Genomic DNA, 25,885 nt, shown 5'->3' with positions numbered 1-25,885 from the left:
CTTTGAAATATTGAAGATCGAGGTATCCCCGTTCACCGGCGGGTTCGGCCCCACTTCAAGGGAGGTCCTGAATTCCAGCCCCCCAAAAAGGGTGCGACCGTGTAGCTCCAGTCTCCAGCCTGAGCGCCGTATGCGACACAAGACGCGGCGAACGCCGCGAAAAGCCCTTTGTTCATGCCCTAACCGCCCTTACCTGCAACGCGTTTAAGCTGCAGTCAGCGTGCCTCGCGAATGACGCACCGGCAGTCGGAAAGTCTAATTTTGATCCTGATCTGGGTCTTCTTTACCCACACCACGAAAGACAAACTTGAAGGGTAATGCCCATAGAATGCCCAACGCGACATAGACCAAAAGCTCCAGCCAGATTGGCGGGCGGTCCAGCCAGTTCACGATAGTCACAACCGCAACGATATAGACTGGCAACCCGACCAGCAGCAGTACCAGAGACCAGCGCCGCCGTGCTTTGTAGCTAAGGCCAGGCTTGTCGCTACCGCTCATCAGTCTGCAAACGGGTCGGTAACCAGAATGGTATCCTCCCGCTCCGGGCTGGTGGACAATAGGGCAACCGGGCAATCGATCAGTTCCTCGACCCGGCGCACATATTTGATTGCGTTGGCTGGCAGATCAGCCCAGCTGCGTGCACCTTCGGTTGATTCGCTCCACCCCGGCATCTCTTCGTAGATAGGAGTGCATCGCGCCTGTTGGTCGGCGGCTGTCGGCAGATAGTCCAGACGTTTGCCATCCAGCTCGTATCCAACGCAGATTTTCAGTGTCTCGAACCCATCCAGAACATCCAATTTGGTCAGCGAAATGCCGTTCACACCGCTGGTCGCGCAGGTTTGGCGTACCAGACAGGCGTCGAACCACCCGCAGCGTCGCTTGCGACCCGTCGTCGTTCCGAACTCATGTCCCCGTTCGCCCAGACGCTGGCCATCTGCATCGTCCAACTCGGTGGGGAATGGCCCCTCACCCACGCGGGTCGTGTAAGCCTTGACGATGCCCAGAACGAAGTCGATCGAGCCCGGTCCGATTCCGACGCCCGTTGAGGCCTGGCCTGCAATCACATTTGACGATGTCACAAACGGATAGGTCCCGAAATCAATATCCAGCAACGCGCCCTGCGCGCCTTCGAACAGGATACGCTTGCCCGCCTTGCGCTTCTCATTCAGCACCTTCCACACCGGTGCTGCGAAAGGCAAAATTTGCGGCGCGATCTCTTTCAGCTGCGCGATCAACGCGTCCCGATCAATCGGATCAAGCCCCAAACCATTGCGCAGCGCGTTGTGATGGACCAGCGCCCGATCCACCCGGAGCGCCAGCGTTGCGTCATCGGCCAGGTCAGCCACCCGAATTACGCGACGCCCGACCTTGTCTTCATAACACGGACCGATCCCGCGACCGGTTGTCCCGATCTTGGCGACTGAATTCTGGCTCTCGCGCGCACGATCTAACTCGCCATGGAACGGCAGGATCAGTGGGGTGTTTTCAGCAATCATCAGCGTCTCAGGCGTGATATCAACGCCTTGGGCACGGATTGTTCCGATCTCTTTGATCAGGTGCCAAGGATCAAGAACAACACCATTGCCGATCACACTCAGCTTGCCGCCGCGCACCACGCCCGAAGGCAGCGCGTGCAGTTTGTATACCTCGCCCTCAATGACCAGTGTGTGCCCGGCATTATGTCCACCCTGAAAACGCGCGATCACATCTGCACGCTCGCTGAGCCAGTCGACAATCTTGCCTTTTCCTTCGTCACCCCACTGGGCGCCGACAACAACCACGTTGGCCATATCCGGTCCTTTTGCGCTGAATAATCAAACCTGGCTCATATAGCGAGGCACAGACGGCAGGGAAACCGATATTTCGCCGCAGTTGAAAATCGCGCTGCGCGCGATGCCTCCGGCGGAGGTACTTTGGGCCAGATGAAAAACGGATCCCCTGCTTCATCTGGCCAAAAGTACCTGGGGGGAGCCGCCCGGACGGGTGGCGGGGGCAGAGCCCCTTCTGCTTTTAGCGTAAGTGTACGGGGTGACCGTGGGGTGTTGTCAGATAGGCCTCTTCCCATGCATTGCGAATATCTTGGACATCATCAGTGGGTGCTTTTCCCTGCTCAGCCAGCAGCGCCTCCAAGGTCTCCAACCAAGCGTGAAAGTAATCGTCACCACCATCCAGTTCTTTTTTGAGGCCGTTCCGTTTCAAAGTAATGGAAAACCGCTCTGCCCAGTCCGACCAATCAAACCGGCCCGCTTCGTTCAAAGCTACGGTGACTGCAAAAACCTGCGCGTGCCAGGGCTCGGCGAAAATCGGCTCCGGGGCCGAATGGGTGATACAATCGCTCATGCGGGCTCCAGATAAGATTGCCACAGATCCAATACGACCTCGTCTGATGGATGCTCAGGATTTGCCCAAAGCTCCGAGGTGGAAAACGCGACGGCGTAAAGCGGCTCAGGGGCCTCACCCAATTCATGGGCGTTGGAATCCGGCAGCACATGGGTGCCATGCAATCTGAGAATGCGACCCTTTGCGCCCGAGGCATAGGCCGGAAGTCGGGTGTGGCCGCCCTCAACCAGGCGATTTGCGCTTTGGCCCAGAGTTCGGACGGCTTGCCCGGTTTCAAACCGAACTTCGACGCTCGACGGGCGATCCGCGGGTCCACCTTTGGCCAAAGCGTCCGCGACTGCCTCAGCCTTCAGGGTGCGCTCTGCCAAAGGATGGTCACCATCCCGGTCCACACCGCGCAAATCTTCAAGCGTCAGGACACCCTTATCGACCAAAAGATCGGCTAGACCGGATATCCACTTCTCATAGTAGGAAAACCGCGCGTAGTCTTTAGGAGACAGTTTTTCACGCGCGTGGCGTGAGATATCGATATTCCATTGCCCCAGAAATCCCGCAGCGAGTGTTACCGCCAGCGCCCGACCGTGCCAGTCTTCTGCAAAGACCGGAGCGTCCTCAGCCTCCGGTACAACCGAGCCATCGCCAAAACGCCCTCCCATGTCATGAATCCGCGTCATGATGGCACCTTGGGCAGCCCGGTGCCGATCATACTGTCACGGATGACCAGCGCAGCGAGTTCTTCCTCACTCAGCCCTTCGCTGCCCTCGGGGCGCATCGGCAGGACAAGATAGCGAATCTCGGCGGTCGAGTCCCACACCCGTACGGATGTATCTTCGGGCAGCGTCACGCCAAATTCGGCAAGAACCTTGCGCGGTTCGCGTACGGCACGGGCGCGGTAGGCATCGGATTTGTACCAACCCGGCGGGATACCCAGCAGCGGCCACGGGTAACAACTGCACAAGGTGCAGACGACCATATTATGCTGTTCAGGCGTGTTCTCGACGACCACCATGTGCTCACCCTGTCGGCCGTAATAGCCCAGATCGGCCACGACCGAGGTGGCATCCTCCAGCAGCGCGGCTTTGAAATCGGGATCACTCCAGGCCTTGGCAACGACATGCGCGCCGTTCTGCGGGCCAATCTTGTTTTGATAGGTGTCGATGATTTCATCTAACGCCGCCGGATCGATCAGCCCCTTGCGGGTCAGAATCGTTTCAAGCGCCTTGACGCGAAGCGCGGGTTCAGGGGGCAACAGAGCGTGCGGGTGGTCGTGATCATCATGTGGCATGGGGCGCAGCCTGCGCGACAGAACGGCGCTCTGTCCAGTCTCTTTGGTGTGATATGAAACATCACCGCACGTGATGCCAACTCGTGACTTGCCCCCAGCATCAAACTTGCATAAGTACCACGCGATACACGCCACGCTGTACAGGACCACCATGGAAAACGTCGTTCTCATCATCCACCTTCTTCTGGCTTTGGGCCTGATTGTCGTTGTGCTGATGCAACGTTCCGAAGGCGGCGGCCTTGGCATGGGTGGCGGTGGCGGCGGGGCCATGACGGGCCGCGCGGCAGCGACCGCTCTGGGCAAGCTGACTTGGATCCTGGCTGCGTGTTTCATCGTAACCTCGATCACGCTGACGATTTTGGCCGCTCAGAAATCTTCGGGCAGCTCGGTGATTGATCGTTTGGGCGTACCTGCTCCGGCACCGGCTGAGGAAAGCGCTCCGGCGGTTCCATCTGCGGATGAACTGCTGCCGCCAGCACAAGGCGACAACGCTCCGCTGATCCCGCAGGCTGCCGACTAAGCCACAAAACCTAGAAATTCATAGGGGAACTGCAACAGCATCTTGCGGTTCTCTTGCGCTATGTGCGCGAATCCTTTATATGTGAAGTCCCGTGATGCAGCGGTTTTTTGTAAGCCGCCGGGCAGCTGATAATGACGTCTCACGGGAGCAGCCGAACAACATGGCGCGTTTTATATTCATCACTGGTGGTGTGGTTTCATCCTTGGGCAAAGGACTGGCTTCGGCGGCTCTGGGCGCGCTGTTACAGGCCCGAGGGTATTCGGTGCGTCTGCGCAAGCTGGACCCCTACCTGAACGTTGATCCGGGCACGATGTCGCCGTTCGAACATGGCGAGGTGTTCGTCACTGATGACGGGGCCGAGACCGATCTGGACCTTGGCCACTATGAGCGATTCACCGGCGTGGCCGCACGCAAAACCGACTCGGTCAGCTCGGGACGGATTTATTCCAACGTGCTCGAGAAAGAGCGCCGTGGAGATTACCTCGGCAAAACCATTCAGGTGATCCCGCACGTCACCAATGAGATCAAGGACTTCATCGCCATTGGCGAGGATGAGGTTGATTTCATGCTCTGCGAAATTGGCGGAACCGTGGGTGATATCGAAGGCCTGCCCTTCTTTGAAGCCATCCGCCAGTTCAGCCAAGACAAGCCGCGCGGTCAGTGCCTTTTCATGCACCTGACGCTGCTGCCCTACATCAAAGCCTCGGGTGAACTGAAAACCAAACCGACCCAGCATTCGGTGAAAGAGCTGCGCTCGATCGGTCTTGCGCCTGACATTCTGGTGTGTCGCTCGGAAGGACCGATTCCGACGAAAGAACGCGAAAAGCTGGCCCTGTTCTGTAACGTCCGCCCCGATAGCGTTATTGCAGCGCAGGATCTGTCCACCATCTATGACGCCCCGCTGGCCTATCACCGCGAAGGTCTGGATCAGGCGGTTTTGGACGCGTTCCAGATCAGTCCTGCCCCCAAGCCCGATCTGGCCAAGTGGGAAGACGTCAGCGACCGCATTCACAACGCAGAGGGCGAAGTGAAGGTCGCGATCGTCGGCAAATACACGCAGTTGGAAGACGCTTATAAGTCGATCGCCGAGGCGTTGACGCATGGCGGCATGGCCAACCGGGTCAAGGTCAAGGTCGAATGGGTTGATGCCGAGGTGTTCGATACCGAAGACGCCGCCCCCCATCTCGAAGGTTTCCACGCCATCCTCGTCCCCGGAGGGTTTGGCGAACGCGGCACTGAAGGCAAGATCAAGGCTGCTCAATACGCCCGCGAGCACAAGGTGCCCTATCTGGGCATCTGTCTGGGCATGCAGATGGCGGTCATCGAAGCTGCACGCAATGCGGCGGGAATCACCGAGGCCGGGTCCGAGGAATTCGACCACGAGGCCGGAAAAAAGCGTTTTGAGCCCGTTGTTTACCACCTCAAGGAATGGGTGCAGGGCAACCACAAGGTCGAGCGCAAAGTCGGTGATGACAAAGGTGGCACCATGCGTCTAGGCGCCTATAACGCCGTCCTGGCCGAAGGCTCCAAGGTCGCAGACGTCTATGGCAGCACCCAGATCGAGGAGCGCCACCGACACCGCTATGAAGTTGACATCAAGTACCGCGACAAGCTGGAAAAAGCCGGCCTGAACTTCTCGGGCATGTCCCCTGATGGCCGTCTGCCCGAGATCGTCGAATGGTCGGATCATCCATGGTTCATCGGCGTTCAGTACCACCCGGAACTGAAATCCAAACCCTTCGATCCGCACCCCCTGTTCCGCGAGTTCGTGCGCGCCGCAAAAGACACCTCGCGTCTGGTCTGATCACGGACCGATAACAGTATTGTACCCCTCGGCGCGAAATATCTTTACGCGCCGACCAGTTACACGGTTAACTGCCGCCATAGCAGCGACAGGAGACCGGCCATGACCAACCAGATTACCCAAGCAGAAACTTTTGCCGCACTGCATAAGAAGGGCGATCCGGTCATCCTTTACAATATCTGGGACCCCGGCAGCGCCGCCGCTGTGCGCGATGCGGGGGCCAAGGCACTAGCGACCGGCAGTGCTCCGGTCGCGATGGCACAGGGGTTTTCGGATGGGCAGAACATCCCCTTTGATGCGGCGCTGGACAACGCCCGCCGCATTGTTGAGGCGGTCGATATCCCGGTTACGATGGACCTTGAAGGCGCCTATGCCGAAGATACTTTCGGCATATCGGCCAATGTCAAACGCGCGCTGGAAACCGGCGTAATCGGCTTCAACTTCGAGGACCAAATTGTTGGTACTAAAGAGCTTTATGACACTGAAACCCAAGCCGCGCGTGTCGCCGCCATGCGCGAATCTTGTGATGTTGCGGGTGTGCCTGCTTTCATCAACGCCCGCACCGATATTTTCCTAAAGGCGGCTCCGGAAACGCATAACCAGGCGATGCTGGATGATGCCATGGCCCGCGCCAAAGCCTATGCCGATGCTGGTGCCAGCGGCTTCTTTGCACCGGGACTGAAAGACGAAGCGATGATTGGCCAGCTTTGCGAGGCCACCGACCTGCCGGTCAACATCATCGCCCTGCCCGGCACGCCGGTTACGCCAACGCTTGCAAAACTCGGCGTGGCGCGGATCAGCTATGGCCCGGTGCCTTATCGGCAAATGATCGCTTGGCTGCAGGACAAAGCACGCGAGGCGCTGCAGACAGGCGGTTGATCCACTTTTAAGGGATTGCATTTTATGCGGTTCCTCCGCACCTTGCATCAGATACCAGCGGAGGAATTGCCGTGGCCAGAGGTTATTGGGTCGCCCATGTCGATGTAGACGACATCGAAACCTACAAATCGTATGTCGCTGCCAACGCGGCCCCTTTTGCCGAATATGGCGGCAAATTTCTTGTGCGTGGCGGTGAAAGGACCGAGGTCGAGGGCAAAGCCCGAGCCCGTACAGTCGTGATCGAGTTTCCCAGCTATGAACAGGCCCTAGCCTGTTATGAATGTGCAGGATATCAGGCCGCCAAAACCCTTCGTGAACCGGTATCAACCGCCGATCTTGTGATTATTCAGGGCTATGAGGGCTAGCACCGCTTGGCGCACCTCGAATTACGGAATATCTTGACCTCATGTTGAAAAAATTCTTCCAGGCCTTCCGGCCTCCGCAACATGACAAGTTGCCCGATCCTGATGCCGAACTGGCTTTGGGGGCGCTGCTGGTGCGCGTGGCACAGGCCGATCGCGACTATAAGCTGGAAGAGATCAGCCTGATCGACCGCATCCTTGCGCGTCTCTACCAGCACAACGCGATCGAGGCCGCCAAGGTCCGCGCCACTTGCGAGAAGCTGCACGCAGCCGCCCCCGAAACCGACACGTTCGGCAAGCTGATCCGCGAAACCACCAATCTGAACGAACGTCTGGCCGCTCTGGACGCGCTTTGGGAGGTGGTGCTGGCCGACGGCAATACGGATGAAGGAGAAGTCAAGATGGTCGAAGAAGCCCGCATTGCCATGGGTCTCAGCTTCAACGACAGTAAGGCCGCACGCGAACGGATACAAAGCCGCTTGGAAGCGACCTAAGCAGCCTCTATATCTTTGACCATGTTCAGTGATTTCCTGTCCCGGCTCACGCAGCCGCAGCCCGACCCGCTTGTCGAAGATGACGCCCGTCTGGCCCTCACCGCCTTGTTGGTGCGAATTGCACGATCCGACAATGACTATGCCGATACCGAAATGGCCCGGATCGACCGCATCTCGGCTGAACGTTTTGGCCTGTCCCCGTTCGAAGCCGCCTCCCTGCGCGCCTGTGCTGAAGATCTTGAGGCAGAAGCCCCCGACACCGTCCGCTTTACCCGCGCCATCAAAGAGGCCATTGCCTATGATGATCGCCTAGCCGTGGTGCAGGCAATGTGGTCGGTTGCATTGGCAGATGGACACCGCAGCGGAGAAGAGGATTCGCTGCTGCGTCTCGTCGTAAGCCTGTTGGGTGTCAGCGACGTGGATTCGGCACTGGCACGGCAAAAAGCAGCCAAAGCCTGAGCCAATTGCAGCACAGCCAAGCGATAAGCCCAACTACGAAGCTGCTGGATAATTTTACCTGAGCTGAGAAAGCTTGATGTCGGCTTCGTGTCCAATCTAGACATTGACGATTGGCTATGCGCACTGTGAATCATGGCGCTGACGGAAGACCTGAAGCAAATTCTAGAAACTGCTCTGCCAACCGATCCCAGCTTTCGTCGGATCGATAAGGCCGTGATAGACAGCTGCCTTAGTGAAACCCGGCGATACGCCTCGGAGGGCTGTATCGAAGCCTTCTTGATGTCCGCGATGCGCCTATTGGCACTCCCCCAAAATGGGCACACAAGGCTGATCCCGAATGATGCGATCTCGGTGCTGCCGCTGAGGTTCGTGAACGTGGGGCGTTCAGTGCAAGTCATGGGGGCGGCACCAGGGGTAATTGCACCGCGTGGAAAATTGATCGCGATCAACGGTGCGGCTTTGAGCAAAATTGAAGCCACGGCAGAGAATTTTCTGGCGGGAACATGCCAAAGGAAAAGGGTCATCGGTCCGATCCTTTTTGCGTGGCCGTACGCTTTGGCACATTTGGGTTTTTCGTCAAACGGCAAAGCGACCGAATATCGTGTGCAGGACGAAAATGGACAGATAGCGAATCTGAAATTGGCAAATGAACATACGGTTCCCGGATCGATGCTCTACCCGAGAAACGAGCACGGCAAGGCTGATCCAGCTTGGGAGCCCGAGATTTTTGTGGAAATACAGGACTGGCAAGAGCTTGGGCTATCAATAGTGTTACCAAGCTTCTTTGATCCGAACGAAAGTGCGCTACCCAAAGCCATCTCAGCCGCAGTGGAACATGTGCGCGCCGGCTCGACCAAAACACTTCTGATTGACGTTCGCGGAAATACTGGTGGCGACTTTCTTCTAACGATGCCTTTGATCGACGCGATCTCGGAAAGCGCAAACAAGCAGGTTGTTGTGCTCGTCGATAAATTCACGTTTTCCGCAGCGATAGTGTTTGTAGCGATCCTTAGACATCGATTGGGAAACAGGCTCAAACTCATCGGGGAAGAAATGGGTGACGGATTGACGTTCTTTGCCGAGGGCGGGTTGCTCGATTTGCCGGTTAGCGGAGCGGTCGTTCGATACTCAACAGCCTTTCACGACTGGAAGAATGGAACGTCTGACGAAACCACACCGCCCGATATCGCGCGGCAAATCGTACCCGCAGGAGCACTGAGTTTAGATTTGGAATGGGTCGCACGGCCTACTGGTGAGGATGCAAACGTCGCGTTCTATCAACAAATTCTCAAAAGCGTGAACGATTAGACGAACGGCCGGTAAGTCCCGCAATGTTGGCATTGGATATCGTTCGTATGATGGTGGTGTCGATAGCCTGAGAACCGTCACTGCAAATCTCATAAGGTTACCTGTCTGTTCGCCCTAACGGCACGCAAATCGCCCAACCAACTGACAATTCTGACAGCGTCATTGGCCAAATTGGCTATTTCTCAGCGTGAACTTGTTATTTGCGCATTGCATTAGCCCGATTTTTCAGCCCTATTACCGCACCAACACCAATCATATCTGGACAGCCCGTGACAGACGCCGCTCCCGTCATCGAGATCAAGAACCTTCACAAAAGCTTTGGCCAACTTGAGGTGCTCAAGGGCGTGGATATCACCGCGCATCGCGGCGACGTTGTCTCGCTGATCGGGTCTTCAGGCTCGGGGAAATCCACCCTATTACGCTGCTGCAACCTGTTGGAAGACAGCCAAGAAGGCGAGATTCTGTTCAAAGGCGAACCTGTCCGCTGGACCGGCAGCCACAATCACCGTCGTCCCGCCGACCCCAAACAGGTGCTGCGCATCCGCACCAACCTGTCGATGGTGTTTCAGCAGTTTAATCTGTGGGCGCATATGACCATCCTGCAAAACGTGATGGAGGCCCCCGTCACCGTTCTGGGCCGAGATCGGTCTGAGGTTGAGGACAGCGCACGCAGGTATCTGGAAAAGGTCGGCATCGGCGACAAATGCGATGTTTATCCGGCACAGCTGTCGGGCGGACAGCAACAGCGCGCCGCGATCGCGCGCGGCCTGTGCATGGAACCGCAGGCGCTGCTGTTCGATGAACCGACCTCGGCGCTCGATCCCGAACTGGAACAGGAAGTGATCAAGGTGATCAAGGATCTGGCCGCGGAAGGCCGCACCATGATCATCGTGACCCACGACATGAAGATGGCTGCGGATATCTCGAGCCACGTCGTCTTCCTGCATCAGGGCCTGATCGAAGAAGAGGGCCTGCCAGAAGATCTATTCACCACCCCTGAATCCGAACGGCTTCAGGGCTTTCTCTCCGCCACTCAGGCGGCTTAATCAACGGACAGAACCAATAAGGGGAGTAACAATGAAAAACCTGATTCTGACCACTGCAGCACTGGCGCTGACCGCCGGTATCGCCATGGCCGATACCGTGCGCATGGGCACCGAGGGTGCCTATGCGCCTTGGAACTTCATCAACGACGCGGGCGAGATCGACGGTTTCGAACGTGAACTGGGCGATGAGCTGTGCAAGCGCGCGAATCTGGAATGCGAATGGGTCAAGAACGACTGGGATTCGATCATTCCGAACCTGGTGTCGGGCAACTATGACGTGATCATCGCAGGTATGTCGATCACCGACGAGCGCGACGAAGTCATCGACTTCACCCAGAACTATACGCCACCGGATCCGTCTGCCTATGTTGCGCTGTCCGATGACGTTGACGTCGCTGGTGGCGTTGTCGCAGCTCAGACCGGGACCATTCAGGCGGGTTACATTGCTGAATCCGGTGCAACTCTGGTCGAATTCGCCAGCCCTGAAGAAACCATCGCAGCCGTCCGCAACGGCGAAGCCGATGCTGTGCTGGCTGACAAATCCTTCCTCGCACCGATCGTCGAAGAAGACGGTGAGCTGAAATTTGTTGCCGATGACGTACCGCTGGGCGGTGGCGTCGGCATGGGCATCCGTGAATCGGACGGTGAACTGAAAGAAAAGTTCAACGCAGCGATCCAATCCATGAAGGACGATGGCAGCCTGAACGAGCTGATCACCAAGTGGGAAGTGTCCTCGACCTTCTGATCTGATGATCCAAGTGGCGCGCCCTGAACGCTGGGCGCGTCCCTGCAGCGCCCTTGCCAGTCTAAGAGGCCCGCCATTTTCTCGTACTGCTCCGATCCCGATACGCTGGGTACATTCCGTTGGTTCTCATGCTACCTGACCAACGGTGTCCACTGGTCGTTCTACGCCTCATTCCTCAAGGTGCTGGCCTTGCTGGCGGTCACCGCCCCGGTTGCATTAGGTTTTGGCTTTGTCGGAGCCATGGCAGCGCGCTCGCATATCCCGCCGGTTAGCTGGTTGGGCAAAGGGTATATCGCGATTGTACGCGGTGTGCCGGATATTGCTTTTTTCATGTTCTTCGTGATCGCTCTGGATCAGGGTTTTGAGTGGGTAAGACACAAGATTCTCTGCCCCGACTGGACCGATCCGATCCGTCAGGGCAACGATTTCCTCGTCTGCCAGGCCGCCAAACTGCCACTGGGCAGCGCCCCTGAATGGGTGCACGAAACCTATGGTTTTTTCCTCGCGGTCATCACATTTTCCATTGTGTTCGGCGCTTTCGCTGCCAACGTCTTGTTCGGCGGCATGCGCGCCGTGCCGCATGCGCAGCTGGAAACGGCAGAAGCCTACGGCATGACCCGACGCCAGACATTCTGGAAAATCCTTGTTCCTCAAATGTGGGTCTATGCCCTGCCCGGTCTGTCCAACCTTTGGATGGTGTTGATCAAGGCGACCCCCCTGCTGTTCCTGCTGGGGGTCGAAGATATCGTCTATTGGGCCCGCGAATTGGGCGGCACAAAAACTTCGAAATTCACGCAGTACCCCCATGGCGATTGGCGCATGTGGTACTTCCTTGGATTGCTGATCTTTTACCTTGGTATGACGCGTTTCTCGGAACTCGGGCTTGAAAAACTGATGCGTCGCCTGTCCCACGGTCAGGCAACATCCGGCGGAGAGCTTCTGCGTAAGGAGACCACCGCATGAGCTGCATCCAGACCATACAGGATTATGGCCTCCGTTCGCTTGGCTTCGGTGAACGCCTTCTGCCCAAGACCGATTTCACATTGTGTGAGCAGTTTACCCTGATCGGCTCGGGCATGATCTGGAACGTCTATTTCGGCGCGATGGCGCTGGCGACCGGGTTCTTTTTGGCCACTGCACTGGCCGTTGGAAAAGCATCCACCAACAAATGGCTGCGCAAACCGTCCGAGTGGTTCATCTTCCTGTTCCGGGGGTCGCCGCTCTTCATTCAGTTCTTCTTTGCATATTTCTTCTTCCTGTCACTGAAGAAAACTTACCCGATGTTTGACGCTCTGACCTCGGCTTGGCTGGGCGCCCTGATTGTGCTGTTCCTGAACACAGCCGCCTATTCGGGCGAGATCTTCTATGGCGCCCTACGCTCGATCCCCAAGGGAGATATTGAAGCGGCAGATGCCTACGGCATGTCGGGCTGGTCCCGGTTCCGCCGCATCGTCTGGCCCACCATGCTGCGGTTGGCATGGCCCGCCTATACGAACGAGGCGATCTTTCTGTTCCACGCAACTACGCTGGTCTTCTTCTCGGCCTTCCCGGCCTGGCAGCAAAGGGGCGATGCGCTGTACTACGCCAGCTATTTCGCGGACAAGACGTTCAACCCGTTCATCCCCTACCCGATTCTGGCATTCTATTTCATCCTGTTGACGCTGGTGATCGTTTGGGGGTTTGGCATGATCAACAAACGCCTGAACCGCCACCTGCCAGCCGAGCGAAAAGCAAAGATGCGGTTCCGCCTGAACCTTGCCCGCTAAGCCCAGTCCACTGGATTGAGTCGGAACAGTTTCGAAAGCTGCTCGTAGACTTCTGGCACCTCGTGCTTCAACGCACGGGGGCGCTCGAAGAATACTTCGACCGAGACCGCAAAGAACTCTTCATGCCCCGTCGCACCATAGGGGTCGATTACCGTACGCCGCCCGCTCTCAACAGCGTGGACATGCGCGTCATAGGCGGTCAGGAAAACCTTTTCCCATTCGGCAAAACTCTGCCCTTCGCTCAGGATCGGCACACCATTCGTACCTCCGGACAGATCATCAATCTGATGCGCAAATTCGTGTAGCACCACATTCTGCCCATCGCGATCATCCAGCGCGCCCTGCCGACTGTGTGCCCATGACAAAATGACCGGCCCGCGATCCCAGCTTTCGCCGGTTCTCACGATCTCTTTCTCAGACACGACATAACCCGAGCGTCGCTGCTGCTTTGACTTGAACGCATTGGGATAGATCAGGATCGTCGTCAGGTTATCGTACCAAAGGTCACTGTTGATCACGAGCAGACAGGCTTGCGCCGCAATCGACAGCTCCATCTCTTCGGTCACTTCCAACCCGTCGCAGCCATAAAAGCTGACCTGATCCAGAAACAGATTCACTTTGCCATCCAGGTGGCTGCGCAATGAGGCGGGTAGCCGCCGGATGATGGGCACCTGTTGTTCGATGATGTCACCCTGATGCGAGGTCAGATGGGTCGCCAGCAGTGCCGCGCGGGCCTGCTTTTTGGACCAGAGATAATAGCCGATCCCGCCAGCGATCAGTAATGCAGTAGTAAGAAAGATGAACATACCCGAGACTATAGGCATCACCGCTCCGGGCACAATCAGGTGCCTAACTGTTGTACAACTCGGAAGAAAGCGGTTTTGATCCCTGTACAAGTTGGAAGATTTCCAGCTTCGGCCCTCATCGCAAAAAGCGTTGACTCATAATTTGATCAAATTTAGTGACAAGGCGCCAATCCTGATTTAAACCTCTCGTGACAAGACCACGGAGCCCCCAATGGACCTGAGCGCCCTGCACACATTTCGCGTCGCCGCCTGTGACCTGAACGGACAGATGCGCGGCAAACGCGTGCCGCCCTCCTATGCCAGCAAGCTGGATAAGGGGGCTGTTCGAATGCCGTTCTCAGCGCTCAATGTCGATCTTTGGGGAGCCGATATTGATGGCAGCCCGCTGGTCTTCGAAAGCGGAGATGCCGATGGCGTCCTACGTCCGACGGGGCGGGGCCCAGTTCCGGTGCCCTGGCTCGACACAGCCACGGCTCTGGTGCCCATGTGCCTTTATCATGATGATGGAACTCCCTTTGCGGGCGATCCCCGGCACGCGCTATCTGCTGTACTGGACCGCTATGCAGAACGAGGCTGGTCGGTTGTTGCCGCCACTGAGCTGGAATTCACTCTGCTCGACGCTTCAGGCGACCAACCGCAAGCTCCTATCAACCCGGTCACCGGCCGCAGACTGCAGGACGAGGCCGTTCTATCGATGGCCGAGATGGATGCCTTTGATGCGTTCTTCACCGATCTTTACGATGGCTGCACCGCAATGGGCATCCCGGCCCAAACCGCCATTTCTGAGAGCGGGATTGGTCAATTTGAGATCAACCTGAATCATCAGGACGCCTTGCGCTGCGCCGATGATACGTGGCTTTTCAAAGGCTTGACGCGTGGCCTTGCACGAAAACACGGATTCACTGCGACCTTCATGGCCAAACCTTACGCCGAGGATGCTGGCAACGGGATGCATGTGCACTTCTCGGTTATAGACGCTGATGGCCAAAATATCTTTGACGACGGGGGGGCCGAAGGCACCGAATTGCTGCGCTCAGCGGTTGCGGGATGTCTGGCCGCAATGCCCGGCTCAACCCTGATCTTCGCGCCGCACGGAAACTCTTACACACGGCTTGTACCCGGCGCGCATGCCCCCACTGGTGCCAGTTGGGCCTATGAGAACCGCACAGCCGCCCTGCGCATTCCGGGCGGTGCCCCTGCCGCCCGACGGATCGAACATCGCGTCGCTGGGGGAGACATCAACCCCTATCTCATGCTGGCCGCCGTGCTAGGTGCCGCGCTGCTTGGTATAGAGGACGCCTTGCAGCCACCTGCTCCGATATCCGGAAATGCTTATGAGGTTGCAGACCTTCCGCAGCTTGCTCCCGACTGGTCCTCGGCAATTTCCGCATTTGAGACAGACCGGTTGGTTGCGCGCATCTTCCCTGCTGACCTGATCCGCTACATGGCGATGACAAAACGGCAGGAAATCGCACGCTTCGCAGAGCGGCCCCCAGAAAGCCACTGGCTTAGCTATCTCGAGAGCGTATGAGCCTCTTGCCCGCCTCGTTCTGCTCCGCTAGAATAAATTTGATCAAATTTGGTGAACTATGAAAATCGGCATCCTTGTAACCGGCCACCCACCCGACGAATTGTATGATCAATTCGGGGAATATGATGGAATGTTTCGTGCATTGCTGGGCGGCAACGGCTTCGAATTCCAGACATATGCAGTCGTCGATGGCGAGTTTCCTGAGGACGCACATCAGGCGGATGGATGGGTCATCACGGGCTCACGCCATGGTGCTTACGAAGATCACCCGTGGATACCACCGCTCGAGCAATTGATCCGGGACATTCAGAAAACCGGAAACCCGCTGATCGGTGTCTGCTTTGGTCACCAGATCATCGCGCAAGCCCTTGGTGGAAAAGTGGAAAAGTTCAAAGATGGTTGGGCCATTGGACGCACCGATTATCGTTTTGGCGATCAATCCGTCTCCCTGAACGCATGGCATCAGGATCAGGTGACCCAACTGCCCGAAGGTGCTGTGGTCACTGGCACGAATGACTTTTGCCAAAACGCCATGGTCACTTATGGCGATACGATCTGGACCGTGCAGGCCCATCCTGAATATGGAAATGACTTCATTCAGGGCTTGATGGAGACCCGAGGCAAAGGTGTGGTTCCTGATGCGTTGATGCAGGCGGCCGCGAACCGGCATGATGCCCCGGATGACAATGCCAAAATCGGTCGCCACATGGCAGAATTCCTAAAGAAAGCGAGGGCCTAATGGCCGACTGGACAGATCAACTGCCTGAAGCGGCACGCACCTACTTTGAAGGCAAACGGCTGGATGAGGTTGAATGCATCATCTCTGACCTGCCCGGCATCGCCCGCGGCAAGGCGGTCCCGGCGTCAAAGTTTGCCAAGCAATCCTATTTTCACCTACCCGACAGCATTTTCTACCAGACCATCACAGGGGATTGGGGCGAAGCTGCAGGTGAGGACGGTTTCATTGAGCGGGACATGATCCTGAAACCCGACTTCTCAACTGCGTCGGCCGCTCCTTGGACGGGCGACTGGACCTTGCAGGTGATTCACGACGCGTTCGACCGAGATGGCGAGCCGATCCCTTTCAGCCCCCGCAATGTGCTCAAACGCGTTGTGAAGATGTATCACGACAAAGGTTGGAAGCCGGTTGTCGCCCCTGAGATGGAATTTTTCCTTGTCGCGCCGAATGTAGACCCGGCGCAAGGGATCAAGCCGATGATGGGCCGCTCGGGCCGTCCGGCGGCGGCGCGGCAGGCCTATTCGATGACGGCGGTCGATGAGTTCGGGCCGGTGATCGACGACATCTACGACTTTGCCGAGTTTCAGGGGTTTGAAATCGACGGGATCACGCAAGAAGGCGGGGCCGGGCAGTTGGAGATCAATCTGCGTCATGGCGATCCTGTAAAACTGGCCGATGAGGTATTCTACTTCAAACGTCTGATCCGCGAAGCCGCGCTGCGTCATAACTGCTTTGCAACATTCATGGCGAAACCGATCGAGGATGAGCCGGGCTCGGCCATGCACATCCATCACTCAATTATCGATATGGAATCGGGTCAGAATATTTTCTCGGGCCCTCAGGGCGGAGAAACGGACGCCTTCTACAACTTCATCGCCGGCTTGCAAAACCACCTGCCCGCAGGGCTTGCGGTGATGGCGCCGTATGTGAATTCTTATCGCCGCTACGTCAAAGACCACGCGGCTCCGATCAATCTGGAGTGGGCGCGCGACAACCGCACAACCGGCATTCGCGTACCTCTGTCCGGCCCCGAGGCGCGACGGGTCGAGAATCGCATCGCAGGCATGGACTGCAACCCTTATCTGGGCATCGCATTGTCACTGGCCTGCGGCTATTTGGGGCTGACTCAGCAAGAACGCCCACGCCGCCAATTCTACGGTGACGCCTATGAAGGCGACGGCGATATCCCTCAGATCATGGGTGAAGCCCTGGACTTGTTTGATGAAGCAACAGCCCTGCACGAAGTTCTGGGTCCTGAATTCGCCCGCGTCTACGGCATCGTCAAGCGTGCTGAGTACGAAGAGTTCTTGCAGGTCATTTCCCCGTGGGAACGCGAGCATCTGCTGATGAACGTCTAAGGCAACGACGCGATGAACCTGCTGTATTCCAATGATCGCAAGGCGGAGTACCCGCCGAGCTGGTACGCCGCGACTGCGCATCCATTCGACCGCTATCCGGCACTTGTAGGCGACCACACCGCGGACGTCTGCATTGTCGGGGGCGGATATACGGGCCTTTCGGCCGCTTTGCATTTAGCTGAGGCCGGGTTCGATGTTGTCCTGCTCGAAGCTCACCGCGCGGGCTTTGGCGCTTCGGGTCGCAACGGAGGCCAACTGGGCAGCGCACAGCGGATGGACCAGGAGGATCTTGAGCGGCTCGTTGGCGATGACGACGCCTTAAAGCTTTGGGATCTGGCCGAAGATGCAAAGGATCTGGTCAAATCACTGATCTCAAAGCATCAGATCGACTGCGATCTGAAGCCAGGAATTGCGGTTCTGGGCTTCAACGACTCGGAGCGCGCTGAGCTACATGATCACGCGGCGCATCTGTCGGGCAGATACAAATACGACCAAATCGAAGCCCTGGATGCCGATGCTGCGCGCGGGCTTTGTCCCTCACCTGCCTATGCGGGTGGGTATCTGGACAATGGTGCGGCGCATTTGCATCCGTTGAACTATGCGCTTGGCCTCGCGCGCGCCGCGGTCGGAGCGGGGTTACGACTGCATGAAGACACCGAGGTTCTTGGCATCGATCAGGGCGCTCGCGTGACTGTGCGCACGGAAAAAGGCAAGATCACCGCAGATAACGTTATTCTGGCCTGCAACGGATATCTCGGCGATCTGAACCGGCAAGTTGCATCGCGTGTGATGCCCATCAACAATTTCATCGCGGCAACCGAGCCATTGGGCGCCGAGGCGCAAAAGGTATTGGCCAAGGATATCGCCGTTGCTGACACGAAATTCGTGGTGAACTACTTCCGGTTAAGTGCAGATGGAAGGCTGCTGTTTGGGGGTGGCGAAAGCTATGGTTATCGTTTCCCCGAGGACATCGCCGCCAAGGTGCGCAAACCGATGACCGAGATTTACCCGCATCTGCGAGACGTCAAGATTGACTATGCTTGGGGTGGAACCCTCGGTATCACCATGCGGCGTATGCCCTACCTCGCCCGGATCGCACCGAATATCCTGTCCGCCTCGGGTTATTCCGGTCACGGCGTTGGCACTGCGACCCATGCGGGGCAACTAATGGCACTGGCGATTCAGGGACAGGCTGAGGGGTTTGATACCATGGCCCGCGTTCCTGCGCTGCCATTCCCTGGTGGACCCGCATTGCGAACGCCCCTGTTGATCTTGGCGATGACTTGGTACGCGACGCGCGACAGGCTGGGTATCTGAACACATTCCATACGACGAATTGGTGAAATCTCGCTGACGATGCGAATTGGGACTTGGCTTGTCAGAGCATCGAATTTATATTTCCCAAAGATAAAATTCGGGAAATCCAAATATGACGCTTGTACCCAACGTTCATGAAGCCGAACCTATCCCCGCAGCCGCAAGAGACGCCATCGACGCCCTGATGAAGTCAGGCGATCTGTTCCGCTATACCGCCCCGCAGGATGCGCCTGTCGCCCTGCTGGAAACAGAATTCGCAGAACTACTTGGCACGAAATACGCGCTCGCTGTTTCGTCCTGTTCCGCAGCACTATTTCTGTCGCTCAAAGCGTTGGGCTTACCCCGCGATGCGCGGGTTCTGATTCCCGGATTTACCTTTGCGGCCGTGCCGTCTTCAATCGTGCACGCGGATTGCATTCCGGTTCTGTGCGAAGTCGGCGACAATTATCGCGTCGATGTGGCCGACTTCGCCGCCAAGCTCGACAGCGTGCAGGCGGTGATCATCAGCCACATGCGCGGCCATACTTCGGATATAGACGCCATCATGGAGTTGTGTGACGCACTCGATATCCCTGTGATCGAAGACGCGGCCCATTCACTGGGCACAACCTGGCATGGGCGTAATATTGGCACTATCGGCAAGGTAGGCTGCTTCTCGTTCCAGTCTTACAAGATGATCAACGCCGGTGAAGGTGGCATTCTGGTTAGCGATGATGCTGATCTGGTTGCTCAGGCGGTCATCATGTCGGGTGCGTACGAGCATAACTGGAAAAAACACTCGGGCTCGTCAGAGCTGGAACAGGCCTTTGCCAAATGGCAGAACCGATTGCCACTGTATAACTTGCGCATGAGCAACCTCAGCGCCGCAGTCATTCGCCCGCAAATCCCCGAACTGGCCCGCCGAGTGCGCGACGGGCTGGCAAACCATGACTATGTGGCTGATCGACTGAACACGTCGCCCTATATCGATGTCCCTGCCCCTCTGGCGCCCGAGCAGCGCGCACCGGATTCAATCCAGTTTAATCTGGTTGACCTTAACGACGAAGAAATTCGCGCCTTCGCCGCTGCTGCCGAAGCGCGTGGCGTCAAAGTGCAGGTGTTTGGCATGAGTCAGGACAATGCCCGCGCCTTCTGGAACTGGCAGTTCCTGCCCGAGCAGTTTGATCTGCCGCAGACCCGCGCAATGTTGATGAAGGCCTGTGATGTGCGCCTGCCTGTGCGCCTGACACGCGAAGAGCTGGACGTCATTGCCGACATCCTACTGGCCTCGATTGGTGAAGTTGTTGGTCCGATGCCGGTTTATGGCACCTAGCTCTAACGCCTGCCCAGATCGAACTCCTGTATAGACAGAAACAATGCATCAATCCCATCGGGGGTTGGTGCAATACGCGATAGTATTCCTGCAACGGCGAGGCCCGCATCGGTTTGTACGAGGAACGGTGCACCAGAATCTCCCATCATGACCGGGCAAATCCCATGGAAAAGCCCATCACCTGACGGGTTTGGGGCACATGAGCCCGTTTGACTCAGCACATGCGGGCGCAATCCGGGGTACCCTACGACCGAACCGACCCTCTCAGCGGTCTGGAAAATCGAGAAAAAGCCCAACTGGACTCCAATCGGCTGGTCCAGTTCCAATACGGCCCAATCCAGATCAGCGCGATTGTTGAAACGACCACCGACACCCTGCTCTGCATCAAGCCGGTAGGCAGTGACGGATGAGACAGCAATGGCCTCACCGCGTTGATAACCCGATGCAAAGCGGATGCTGCCAGGAGGGATCCAGCGCTGACGGGCAGTGTTGAACAGACAATGCGCTGCGGTCAGAACCAAATGTTCAGCGACAAGAACACCCGTGCAGTGCGACCGTTGGCTACGACTGGCAAAGTTGACGCGCCCTATCGCGCGCCAAGGTTCAGTCGAAGCGTCCAGAATTTCGCGCGCGCGGATATCATCGCAGCCCGCAGCGGTATCGTGTCCTAATGTGCAGACAGGTTCCCAGATCGACGTGAACTGCCCTTGTGCTGCAGTCTGGGATGCCCAAAGCACCGCGCACAGCACAAACAGCCAACGCATCGGTAAAATCAGCTCAGCTTTGAAAGCTTCTGCTGCAAATCGGCAAGCTGCTTCTTGATGTCGTCCAGATCTTCTTTCGGCTCGGACGGTGCCTCAGGCTCTTGCTCGGGGCTGGACCAGTTGCCAGCCAAGCCCCCGGTCATTGCCTTCAGGAAAGCCTTTTGCTGCGCCTGCATCGCGTCGAAACCCGGCATCTGTGACATCGGGTTCATCGCATTCATGTTTTCCATCATCTTGGACTGGCTTTCACGCAGCATCTCGAACGAGCTCTGCAGGAATTGTGGCATCATGCCCCCGCCCGGCACCATGTAGCTACGGACCAGATCATTCAGGACGTTGACCGGCAGCACATTCTCGCCACGGCTTTCGTGTTCGGCAATGATTTGAAGCAGATATTGGCGGGTCAGATCATCGCCGGTTTTCAGGTCGATGATCTGCACTTCACGCCCGTCGCGAATAAAGCCCGCGATATCTTCAAGCGTCACGTAATCGCTAGTCTCAGTATTATACAGCCGACGGCTGGCATAACGCTTGATCAGCAGAGGTTTTTCTTGTTCCGACACCCTGTACCCTCCCCAAGGATGATGCGTTGCAGCAGAGGTTATGCGACTGCAGAACAAAAAGAAAGGGCAGGTCAAGCGACCTGCCCGCAGCGATTGCACCATTTGGGAGGAATGGGTGCTAAGTCGCAGTCTTATCTTACTTTGCAGTTGCTGCTTTCTTTGCTGCAGCAGTCACCTCGTTGGTGGCTTTTTTGACAGCTGCAGTTGCATCTTCTGCAGCGTCTTTGCCAGCCGCCATCAGCAGCTCAACGGTTTCGGTCTGAACTTTTTTCGCAATCTCAGCGAAAGCAGCCAGGTTTTCAGCAGCAACTTCAGCCGACGCGCTTGCGAAGTCGGTTGCGGCTTTTGCGTAATCTGCAGGCTCGGTTTTTGCTTTCGACATCTCGGTCAGTTTGGCCAGAGTTTCTTTGGTCCATTTGTTCGAGATTTCAGCCGATTTTTCAGCTGCGTCCAGAGCAACACCCGACAGCTTTTCGTTCAGCGAAGCGGTCGATTTGAATGCGTCTTCCAGAGCGGTTGTGTCAACCGGGAACGCGCCCATCATGTCTTTCAGGGTCGCGGTAAAGTCTTGGGTCTTTGCCATTGTCCTAAATCCTTCTAGCCGTTCCGGGCCCACCCCGGTTCTCATCAGCTTGAAGGCAATATGATTGCTGCATCGCAGCATTGCAAGTTTTTTCTTGCTGCGATGCAGAAAATTTTGAGTTTCAAAGTGATATCAGCGGTTTGCCTTGACCAAAACATAGGTCCCCGGAGCCGGACATAAGCGCGGATGATCCGAATCGCCGGTATCCCGGGCCGGAACCTGCTTGCCTGACCGCTTCTTCAACCACGCTTCCCACATCGGCCACCACGAACCTTCGTGGAAGTCAGCCTCTTTCAGCCAGGTCTCAGCATCCGCTTTAAGATCAGGGTTGGTATAGTGGCCGTATTTCTTCTTACTGGGCGGATTGACGATGCCTGCGATATGACCGGACTCAGACACGACAAAGGATTTTGATTTCGAACCCATCTGCTGCACACCGCGATAGCAGTCTTTCCAGGCGGCAATATGGTCTGTTTCACAGGTAATCGCCATAAGCGGCACATCCACATCTTTGATATGCAGCTTCTGCCCCAGCAATTCGAACCCGTCCGTCACGAAACCATTGCCCTGACATAAACCGCGCAGATACTGGATCGCCATCTTTCCTGGCAGATTGGCCCCATCACCGTTCCAGTAAAGCAGATCGAAGGCGGGCGGTGTCTCACCCATCATGTAGCTGCGGATCGCCGGTGTGTAGATCAGATCCCGTGAACGCAGGAAAGACATCGTCCGGCCAATGATCCAGGCCTTCAGCACGCCGTCTTTTGAAACCTGATCTTCGATCCCATCTACGAAATCGTTTTGCAGGAACGGCGTAAATTCTCCCTGCTCGCCAAAATCCGTCAGAGTTGTGAAGAAGGTAGCCGATTTGACCGATTTGTCGCCGCGTTGCTTCATTAGCGAAAGGGTTAGGCTGAGTGTCGTTCCAGCAATGCAGTAGCCTACCGCGTTGACCTGCTTGACCTTGCAGATTTTCTTGGCCTCTTCGATGGCAGTCAGAAACCCTTCCTGAATATAGTCTTCCATCCCGATATCAGCATGAGAGCTGTCGGCATTGACCCAGCTGACCACAAACAGGGTATAGCCCTGCTCGGTCACCCATTTAATCAAGCTGTTCTGAGCCTTCAGGTCGAGGATATAGAATTTGTTGATCCAGGGCGGGAACAGAACGATCGGGGTTTCATGCACCGTCTCGGTCACCGGTTTATATTGTATCAGTTCCATCATCCGATTGCGGTAAACGACGTCTCCAGGCGTTGTCGCGATATTGCCACCGATCTCAAAGGCGCTTTCGTCGGCGAGCCGGACAACCATCTCGCCGTCATTGGCCTCAAGATCGGATACGAGGTTTTCAAGCCCTTGTATTAATGACTGACCTTCAGTCTCGACGGCTTTCTCCAGCGCATCGGGGTTGGTGGCCAGAAAATTCGTCGGCGCCATCATATCGATGATCTGTTGCGAGAAATAACGCAGGCGCTGTTTGTCTTTGGTATCTAGGTCATCAACAGATGCGACAGCCTGAGCGATCGCATCAGCATTGGTCTGGTATTGCTGGCGGATCAAGCGGAAATAGGGGTTGGTGTCCCACATCGGGTTGGAAAACCGCTTATCTTTGACTGGGGCGTCCGGCTCTTCGCTTTCGCCAGAAGTCATCGCTTTCTGCGCTTCGGCAAAGTTGAGTACTGACTTTCCCCAATACTCAATCTGTTGTTCCAGCAGCTTTGAGGGGTTTTGCATGACATCGGCCCAATAGGCTGTTGCTGCTTTTGCAAAAAGCTCTTGATTCGGGCCGTCTAACGCAGGGGTATGCGGCGTTTTTCCCGCCATGACTTCGACGAGGCGTTTGGACAATTCTTCGACTTTGCCCATATTTTCTTTAAGTCGTTCAATATGTTCTTCAGTCAATTCTGGCGTCTGGTCGTCGGTAGTTGTCATTTTAACAATTCCCCCCTAGTCTCGCTGCTGTGCAGAATAACGTCGTAGGCGTCGGGGGGCAAAGCGGCGAATGGTCCGAATTCTCAGGCTGATACTCAGGAGGCACATTCGATGCGCTACATGATGACTTACGACCTGATGGAAACCATGCGTAACACCAACCAATGGCTTGGTGCAACCGCCAGCGCGATGGCGTCCTATCCCCTGTTTTCGATGACACCCAATCCGGCCTTCAACTGGATGGCAGCCTGGGGTGAAGTAACCGAGCGAACATTCCAACGTATGGTCGTCAAACCCGATTGGGGTATTCGCACCTTCACCTGCGAAGATGGCAAGGACCATTTGGTCGATGTCACAACAGTGCTTGAGCGCCCGTTCGGCGACCTGATCCACTTCCGCGTCAACGGGCGTGAAGAGCAGCCTCGCAAAGTTCTGCTGGTGGCACCCATGTCGGGCCATTATGCGACGCTGCTGCGCTCGACCGTCAAAAGCTTGTTGGTCAATTGCGAGGTTTACATCACCGATTGGCATAATGCGCGCGATATCCCTGTGTCCGAAGGCAAGTTCGATGTTGAGGATTACACCCTCTACCTTGTCGATTTTATGAAAGAACTCGGGCCCGACACACACGTTGTCGCCGTTTGCCAGCCTGCCCCTCTGACATTGGCCGCAACCGCCTATCTGGCCGAAGTCGAACCAAAAGCGCAGCCCAGCACACTGACCTTGATCGGTGGGCCGGTCGATCCGGATGCGACCCCAACCGAGGTCACGGATTTTGGTCGCCGCGTTACAATGGGCCAACTGGAAGAAACCATGATCCAGCGCGTTGGTTTCAAATACAAAGGGGTCGGTCGCATGGTCTATCCCGGCCTGCTGCAACTTGCCTCGTTCATGTCGATGAATGCCGAGCGTCATAGCAAGGCGTTTTCGGACCAAATCCAGCGGGTGATCCGGGATGAAGCTTCGGATCACGATGCCCACAATCGGTTCTATGATGAATATCTTGCCGTGATGGACATGACGGCCGAGTTCTACCTTTCAACCGTCGAACGGGTCTTTAAGAACCGCGAGATTGCGCGGAACGAATTTGTTGTCGCCGGACACAAGGTGGATATCGGCAAGATTACCGATGTCGCCGTGAAATCGGTTGAAGGCGCGAACGACGATATCTCGGCACCCGGTCAGTGCATTGCAGCGCTTGATTTGTGCACCGGCCTGCCGGACAGCAAAAAAGCCAGCCATGTCGAACCTGGCGCTGGCCATTATGGTATTTTCGCGGGCCGCAGCTGGCGTGACAACATCCGCCCGCTTGTGATTGATTTCATGAATGAAAACAGCCGCAAGAAACCACGCCGTCGCGCCGCCAATAGCAACAAAGTGGCATGAGCGGCACCGCAGCCAAGGAACTTTCCTTCAGCTGTGACTGCGGCGCGCTTTCTGGCCGCATCACAGAGCGCGGCGTCAAATCAGGTACGCATGTCGTCTGCTTCTGCCATGATTGTCGCGCAGCCCAGCTTTATTTCAAACAGCCAGACCCGGCCCCCGGTCCTGTCGACATTTTTCAGATGGCCCCGGAAGAAATCGAGTTAGACCGAGGAGCCGAGCACTTGGCTTTGATGCAGCTTAGTCCCAAGGGTATGTTGCGGTGGTATGCCAAATGCTGCAACGCGCCATTGGCAACAACGCCATTGACCCCCAAATTTCCATTCGCGGGGGTTATTGTGAAACGCATCCCCGACAGCAACAGTCTTGGTCCCGTTACCACACGCGGATTTGTGCCCGGGCCTGATGGCAAACAATCTCATGAAAAAATTCGCTACGCGGCCATGGGATTGCTGAAGCGGGTTCTAAAATCGCGCCTGTCGGGAAGCTGGAAGAAAACACCGTTTTTCGATTCCGAGACGGGCACCCCCGTTGCTCAACCGACCATTTTAACAAAAGAAGAACGCGCAGCTTTCTACGACTAGGT

The 25,885-nt window shown here is 56.6% G+C and carries 28 protein-coding genes; 18 read left to right on the top strand and 10 right to left on the bottom strand.

Features of this window, described 5'->3' with window-relative positions; genetic code table 11:
- Nucleotides 1-255 precede the first annotated feature (255 nt).
- The 5 genes from G7G_RS0105210 to nthA all read right to left on the bottom strand — a co-directional run bounded on the left by G7G_RS0105210 (nt 256) and on the right by nthA (nt 3,625).
- Entirely contained in the window at nt 256-498 is a 243-nt protein-coding gene (locus G7G_RS0105210) for a DUF2842 domain-containing protein (RefSeq protein WP_010439193.1), read from the bottom strand.
- Nucleotides 498-1,790: an adenylosuccinate synthase gene (locus tag G7G_RS0105205; RefSeq protein WP_010439192.1), complete on the bottom strand. Its 1,293-nt coding sequence runs from the start codon at nt 1,788-1,790 to the stop codon at nt 498-500. The genes G7G_RS0105210 and G7G_RS0105205 overlap by 1 nt, the downstream gene beginning before the upstream one ends.
- A gap of 220 nt (nt 1,791-2,010) precedes the next feature.
- On the bottom strand, nt 2,011-2,340 hold the full coding sequence (locus G7G_RS0105200; RefSeq protein ID WP_010439189.1) for a nitrile hydratase accessory protein: 330 nt from the start codon (nt 2,338-2,340) through the stop codon (nt 2,011-2,013).
- Nucleotides 2,337-3,014: a nitrile hydratase subunit beta gene (nthB, locus tag G7G_RS0105195; RefSeq protein WP_010439187.1), complete on the bottom strand. Its 678-nt coding sequence runs from the start codon at nt 3,012-3,014 to the stop codon at nt 2,337-2,339. The genes G7G_RS0105200 and nthB overlap by 4 nt, the downstream gene beginning before the upstream one ends.
- On the bottom strand, nt 3,011-3,625 hold the full coding sequence (gene nthA, locus G7G_RS0105190; RefSeq protein WP_029621743.1) for a nitrile hydratase subunit alpha: 615 nt from the start codon (nt 3,623-3,625) through the stop codon (nt 3,011-3,013). The genes nthB and nthA overlap by 4 nt, the downstream gene beginning before the upstream one ends.
- Before the next feature lie 151 nt (nt 3,626-3,776).
- Between nthA and secG the strand changes: the two genes are divergently transcribed.
- The 11 genes from secG to G7G_RS0105135 all read left to right on the top strand — a co-directional run bounded on the left by secG (nt 3,777) and on the right by G7G_RS0105135 (nt 13,008).
- The gene (gene secG, locus G7G_RS0105185; RefSeq protein WP_010439184.1) at nt 3,777-4,145 is read left to right on the top strand and encodes a preprotein translocase subunit SecG; all 369 of its coding nucleotides are present in this window, start codon (nt 3,777-3,779) and stop codon (nt 4,143-4,145) included.
- A 160-nt stretch (nt 4,146-4,305) separates the two neighbouring features.
- Nucleotides 4,306-5,949, top strand: a complete 1,644-nt coding sequence (locus tag G7G_RS0105180) for a CTP synthase (RefSeq protein WP_010439182.1) — start codon at nt 4,306-4,308, stop codon at nt 5,947-5,949.
- A gap of 102 nt (nt 5,950-6,051) precedes the next feature.
- Complete coding sequence (locus tag G7G_RS0105175) at nt 6,052-6,828, top strand: isocitrate lyase/PEP mutase family protein (protein WP_010439180.1); 777 nt, start codon at nt 6,052-6,054, stop codon at nt 6,826-6,828.
- 71 nt (nt 6,829-6,899) lie between these two features.
- Complete coding sequence (locus tag G7G_RS0105170; protein WP_010439177.1) at nt 6,900-7,193, top strand: DUF1330 domain-containing protein; 294 nt, start codon at nt 6,900-6,902, stop codon at nt 7,191-7,193.
- Between the two features lie 41 nt (nt 7,194-7,234).
- Nucleotides 7,235-7,684 carry a tellurite resistance TerB family protein gene (locus G7G_RS0105165; protein WP_010439176.1) on the top strand — a complete coding sequence of 150 codons (450 nt, stop codon included), beginning with the start codon at nt 7,235-7,237 and terminating at the stop codon, nt 7,682-7,684.
- A 21-nt stretch (nt 7,685-7,705) separates the two neighbouring features.
- A complete protein-coding gene (locus tag G7G_RS0105160; protein WP_010439172.1) occupies nt 7,706-8,143 on the top strand; it encodes a tellurite resistance TerB family protein in 438 nt (145 codons plus the stop codon).
- A 132-nt stretch (nt 8,144-8,275) separates the two neighbouring features.
- Nucleotides 8,276-9,451 (top strand): S41 family peptidase, encoded by a 1,176-nt coding sequence (locus G7G_RS0105155; RefSeq protein ID WP_010439170.1) that lies wholly within the window; start codon nt 8,276-8,278, stop codon nt 9,449-9,451.
- Between the two features lie 269 nt (nt 9,452-9,720).
- A complete protein-coding gene (locus G7G_RS0105150) occupies nt 9,721-10,497 on the top strand; it encodes an ABC transporter ATP-binding protein (protein WP_010439167.1) in 777 nt (258 codons plus the stop codon).
- A 31-nt stretch (nt 10,498-10,528) separates the two neighbouring features.
- Nucleotides 10,529-11,242 (top strand): transporter substrate-binding domain-containing protein, encoded by a 714-nt coding sequence (locus G7G_RS0105145; protein WP_010439165.1) that lies wholly within the window; start codon nt 10,529-10,531, stop codon nt 11,240-11,242.
- A gap of 75 nt (nt 11,243-11,317) precedes the next feature.
- Complete coding sequence (locus G7G_RS0105140; protein ID WP_029621742.1) at nt 11,318-12,205, top strand: ABC transporter permease; 888 nt, start codon at nt 11,318-11,320, stop codon at nt 12,203-12,205.
- The gene (locus tag G7G_RS0105135) at nt 12,202-13,008 is read left to right on the top strand and encodes an ABC transporter permease (RefSeq protein ID WP_010439160.1); all 807 of its coding nucleotides are present in this window, start codon (nt 12,202-12,204) and stop codon (nt 13,006-13,008) included. The genes G7G_RS0105140 and G7G_RS0105135 overlap by 4 nt, the downstream gene beginning before the upstream one ends.
- Here G7G_RS0105135 and G7G_RS0105130 read toward each other — a convergent pair.
- A complete protein-coding gene (locus tag G7G_RS0105130; protein ID WP_238528765.1) occupies nt 13,005-13,832 on the bottom strand; it encodes a M90 family metallopeptidase in 828 nt (275 codons plus the stop codon). The genes G7G_RS0105135 and G7G_RS0105130 overlap by 4 nt on opposite strands.
- Nucleotides 13,833-14,025: 193 nt before the next feature.
- Between G7G_RS0105130 and G7G_RS0105125 the strand changes: the two genes are divergently transcribed.
- The 5 genes from G7G_RS0105125 (at nt 14,026) to G7G_RS0105105 (ending at nt 20,071) form a co-directional block, all read left to right on the top strand.
- Complete coding sequence (locus tag G7G_RS0105125) at nt 14,026-15,345, top strand: glutamine synthetase family protein (RefSeq protein WP_010439156.1); 1,320 nt, start codon at nt 14,026-14,028, stop codon at nt 15,343-15,345.
- A gap of 58 nt (nt 15,346-15,403) precedes the next feature.
- Nucleotides 15,404-16,084 carry a type 1 glutamine amidotransferase gene (locus G7G_RS0105120; RefSeq protein WP_010439155.1) on the top strand — a complete coding sequence of 227 codons (681 nt, stop codon included), beginning with the start codon at nt 15,404-15,406 and terminating at the stop codon, nt 16,082-16,084.
- Nucleotides 16,084-17,442, top strand: a complete 1,359-nt coding sequence (locus tag G7G_RS0105115; protein ID WP_010439152.1) for a glutamine synthetase family protein — start codon at nt 16,084-16,086, stop codon at nt 17,440-17,442. Before G7G_RS0105120 ends, G7G_RS0105115 begins: the two co-directional genes overlap by 1 nt.
- A 12-nt stretch (nt 17,443-17,454) precedes the next feature.
- Complete coding sequence (locus tag G7G_RS0105110) at nt 17,455-18,759, top strand: NAD(P)/FAD-dependent oxidoreductase (protein WP_010439151.1); 1,305 nt, start codon at nt 17,455-17,457, stop codon at nt 18,757-18,759.
- Nucleotides 18,760-18,871: 112 nt separating this feature from the next.
- On the top strand, nt 18,872-20,071 hold the full coding sequence (locus G7G_RS0105105) for a DegT/DnrJ/EryC1/StrS family aminotransferase (RefSeq protein WP_010439150.1): 1,200 nt from the start codon (nt 18,872-18,874) through the stop codon (nt 20,069-20,071).
- A 2-nt stretch (nt 20,072-20,073) separates the two neighbouring features.
- Here the strand turns inward: G7G_RS0105105 and G7G_RS0105100 are convergent, their stop codons facing one another.
- From G7G_RS0105100 to G7G_RS0105085, 4 genes are all read right to left on the bottom strand, one after another.
- Nucleotides 20,074-20,835, bottom strand: coding sequence for a trypsin-like serine peptidase (locus tag G7G_RS0105100; RefSeq protein WP_010439149.1), 762 nt, complete (start codon nt 20,833-20,835; stop codon nt 20,074-20,076).
- Between the two features lie 8 nt (nt 20,836-20,843).
- A complete protein-coding gene (phaR, locus tag G7G_RS0105095) occupies nt 20,844-21,398 on the bottom strand; it encodes a polyhydroxyalkanoate synthesis repressor PhaR (protein WP_010439148.1) in 555 nt (184 codons plus the stop codon).
- 136 nt (nt 21,399-21,534) lie between these two features.
- Entirely contained in the window at nt 21,535-21,981 is a 447-nt protein-coding gene (locus G7G_RS0105090) for a phasin family protein (RefSeq protein WP_029621740.1), read from the bottom strand.
- Between the two features lie 132 nt (nt 21,982-22,113).
- The gene (locus G7G_RS0105085) at nt 22,114-23,916 is read right to left on the bottom strand and encodes a PHA/PHB synthase family protein (RefSeq protein WP_010439146.1); all 1,803 of its coding nucleotides are present in this window, start codon (nt 23,914-23,916) and stop codon (nt 22,114-22,116) included.
- Nucleotides 23,917-24,027: 111 nt separating this feature from the next.
- Between G7G_RS0105085 and phaZ the strand changes: the two genes are divergently transcribed.
- Both phaZ and G7G_RS0105075 read left to right on the top strand, forming a co-directional pair.
- Complete coding sequence (gene phaZ, locus G7G_RS0105080) at nt 24,028-25,302, top strand: polyhydroxyalkanoate depolymerase (RefSeq protein WP_010439145.1); 1,275 nt, start codon at nt 24,028-24,030, stop codon at nt 25,300-25,302.
- Nucleotides 25,299-25,883, top strand: coding sequence for a DUF6151 family protein (locus G7G_RS0105075; RefSeq protein WP_010439144.1), 585 nt, complete (start codon nt 25,299-25,301; stop codon nt 25,881-25,883). Before phaZ ends, G7G_RS0105075 begins: the two co-directional genes overlap by 4 nt.
- The last annotated feature ends 2 nt before the right edge of the window (nt 25,884-25,885 follow it).

Origin of the sequence: Ruegeria conchae, from assembly GCF_000192475.1 — a bacterium.
GTDB classification, from domain to species: Bacteria; Pseudomonadota; Alphaproteobacteria; order Rhodobacterales; family Rhodobacteraceae; genus Ruegeria; species Ruegeria conchae.
The sequence above is the reverse complement of the archived record's forward strand: the minus strand, read 5'-3'. Positions and strand labels throughout refer to the sequence as shown.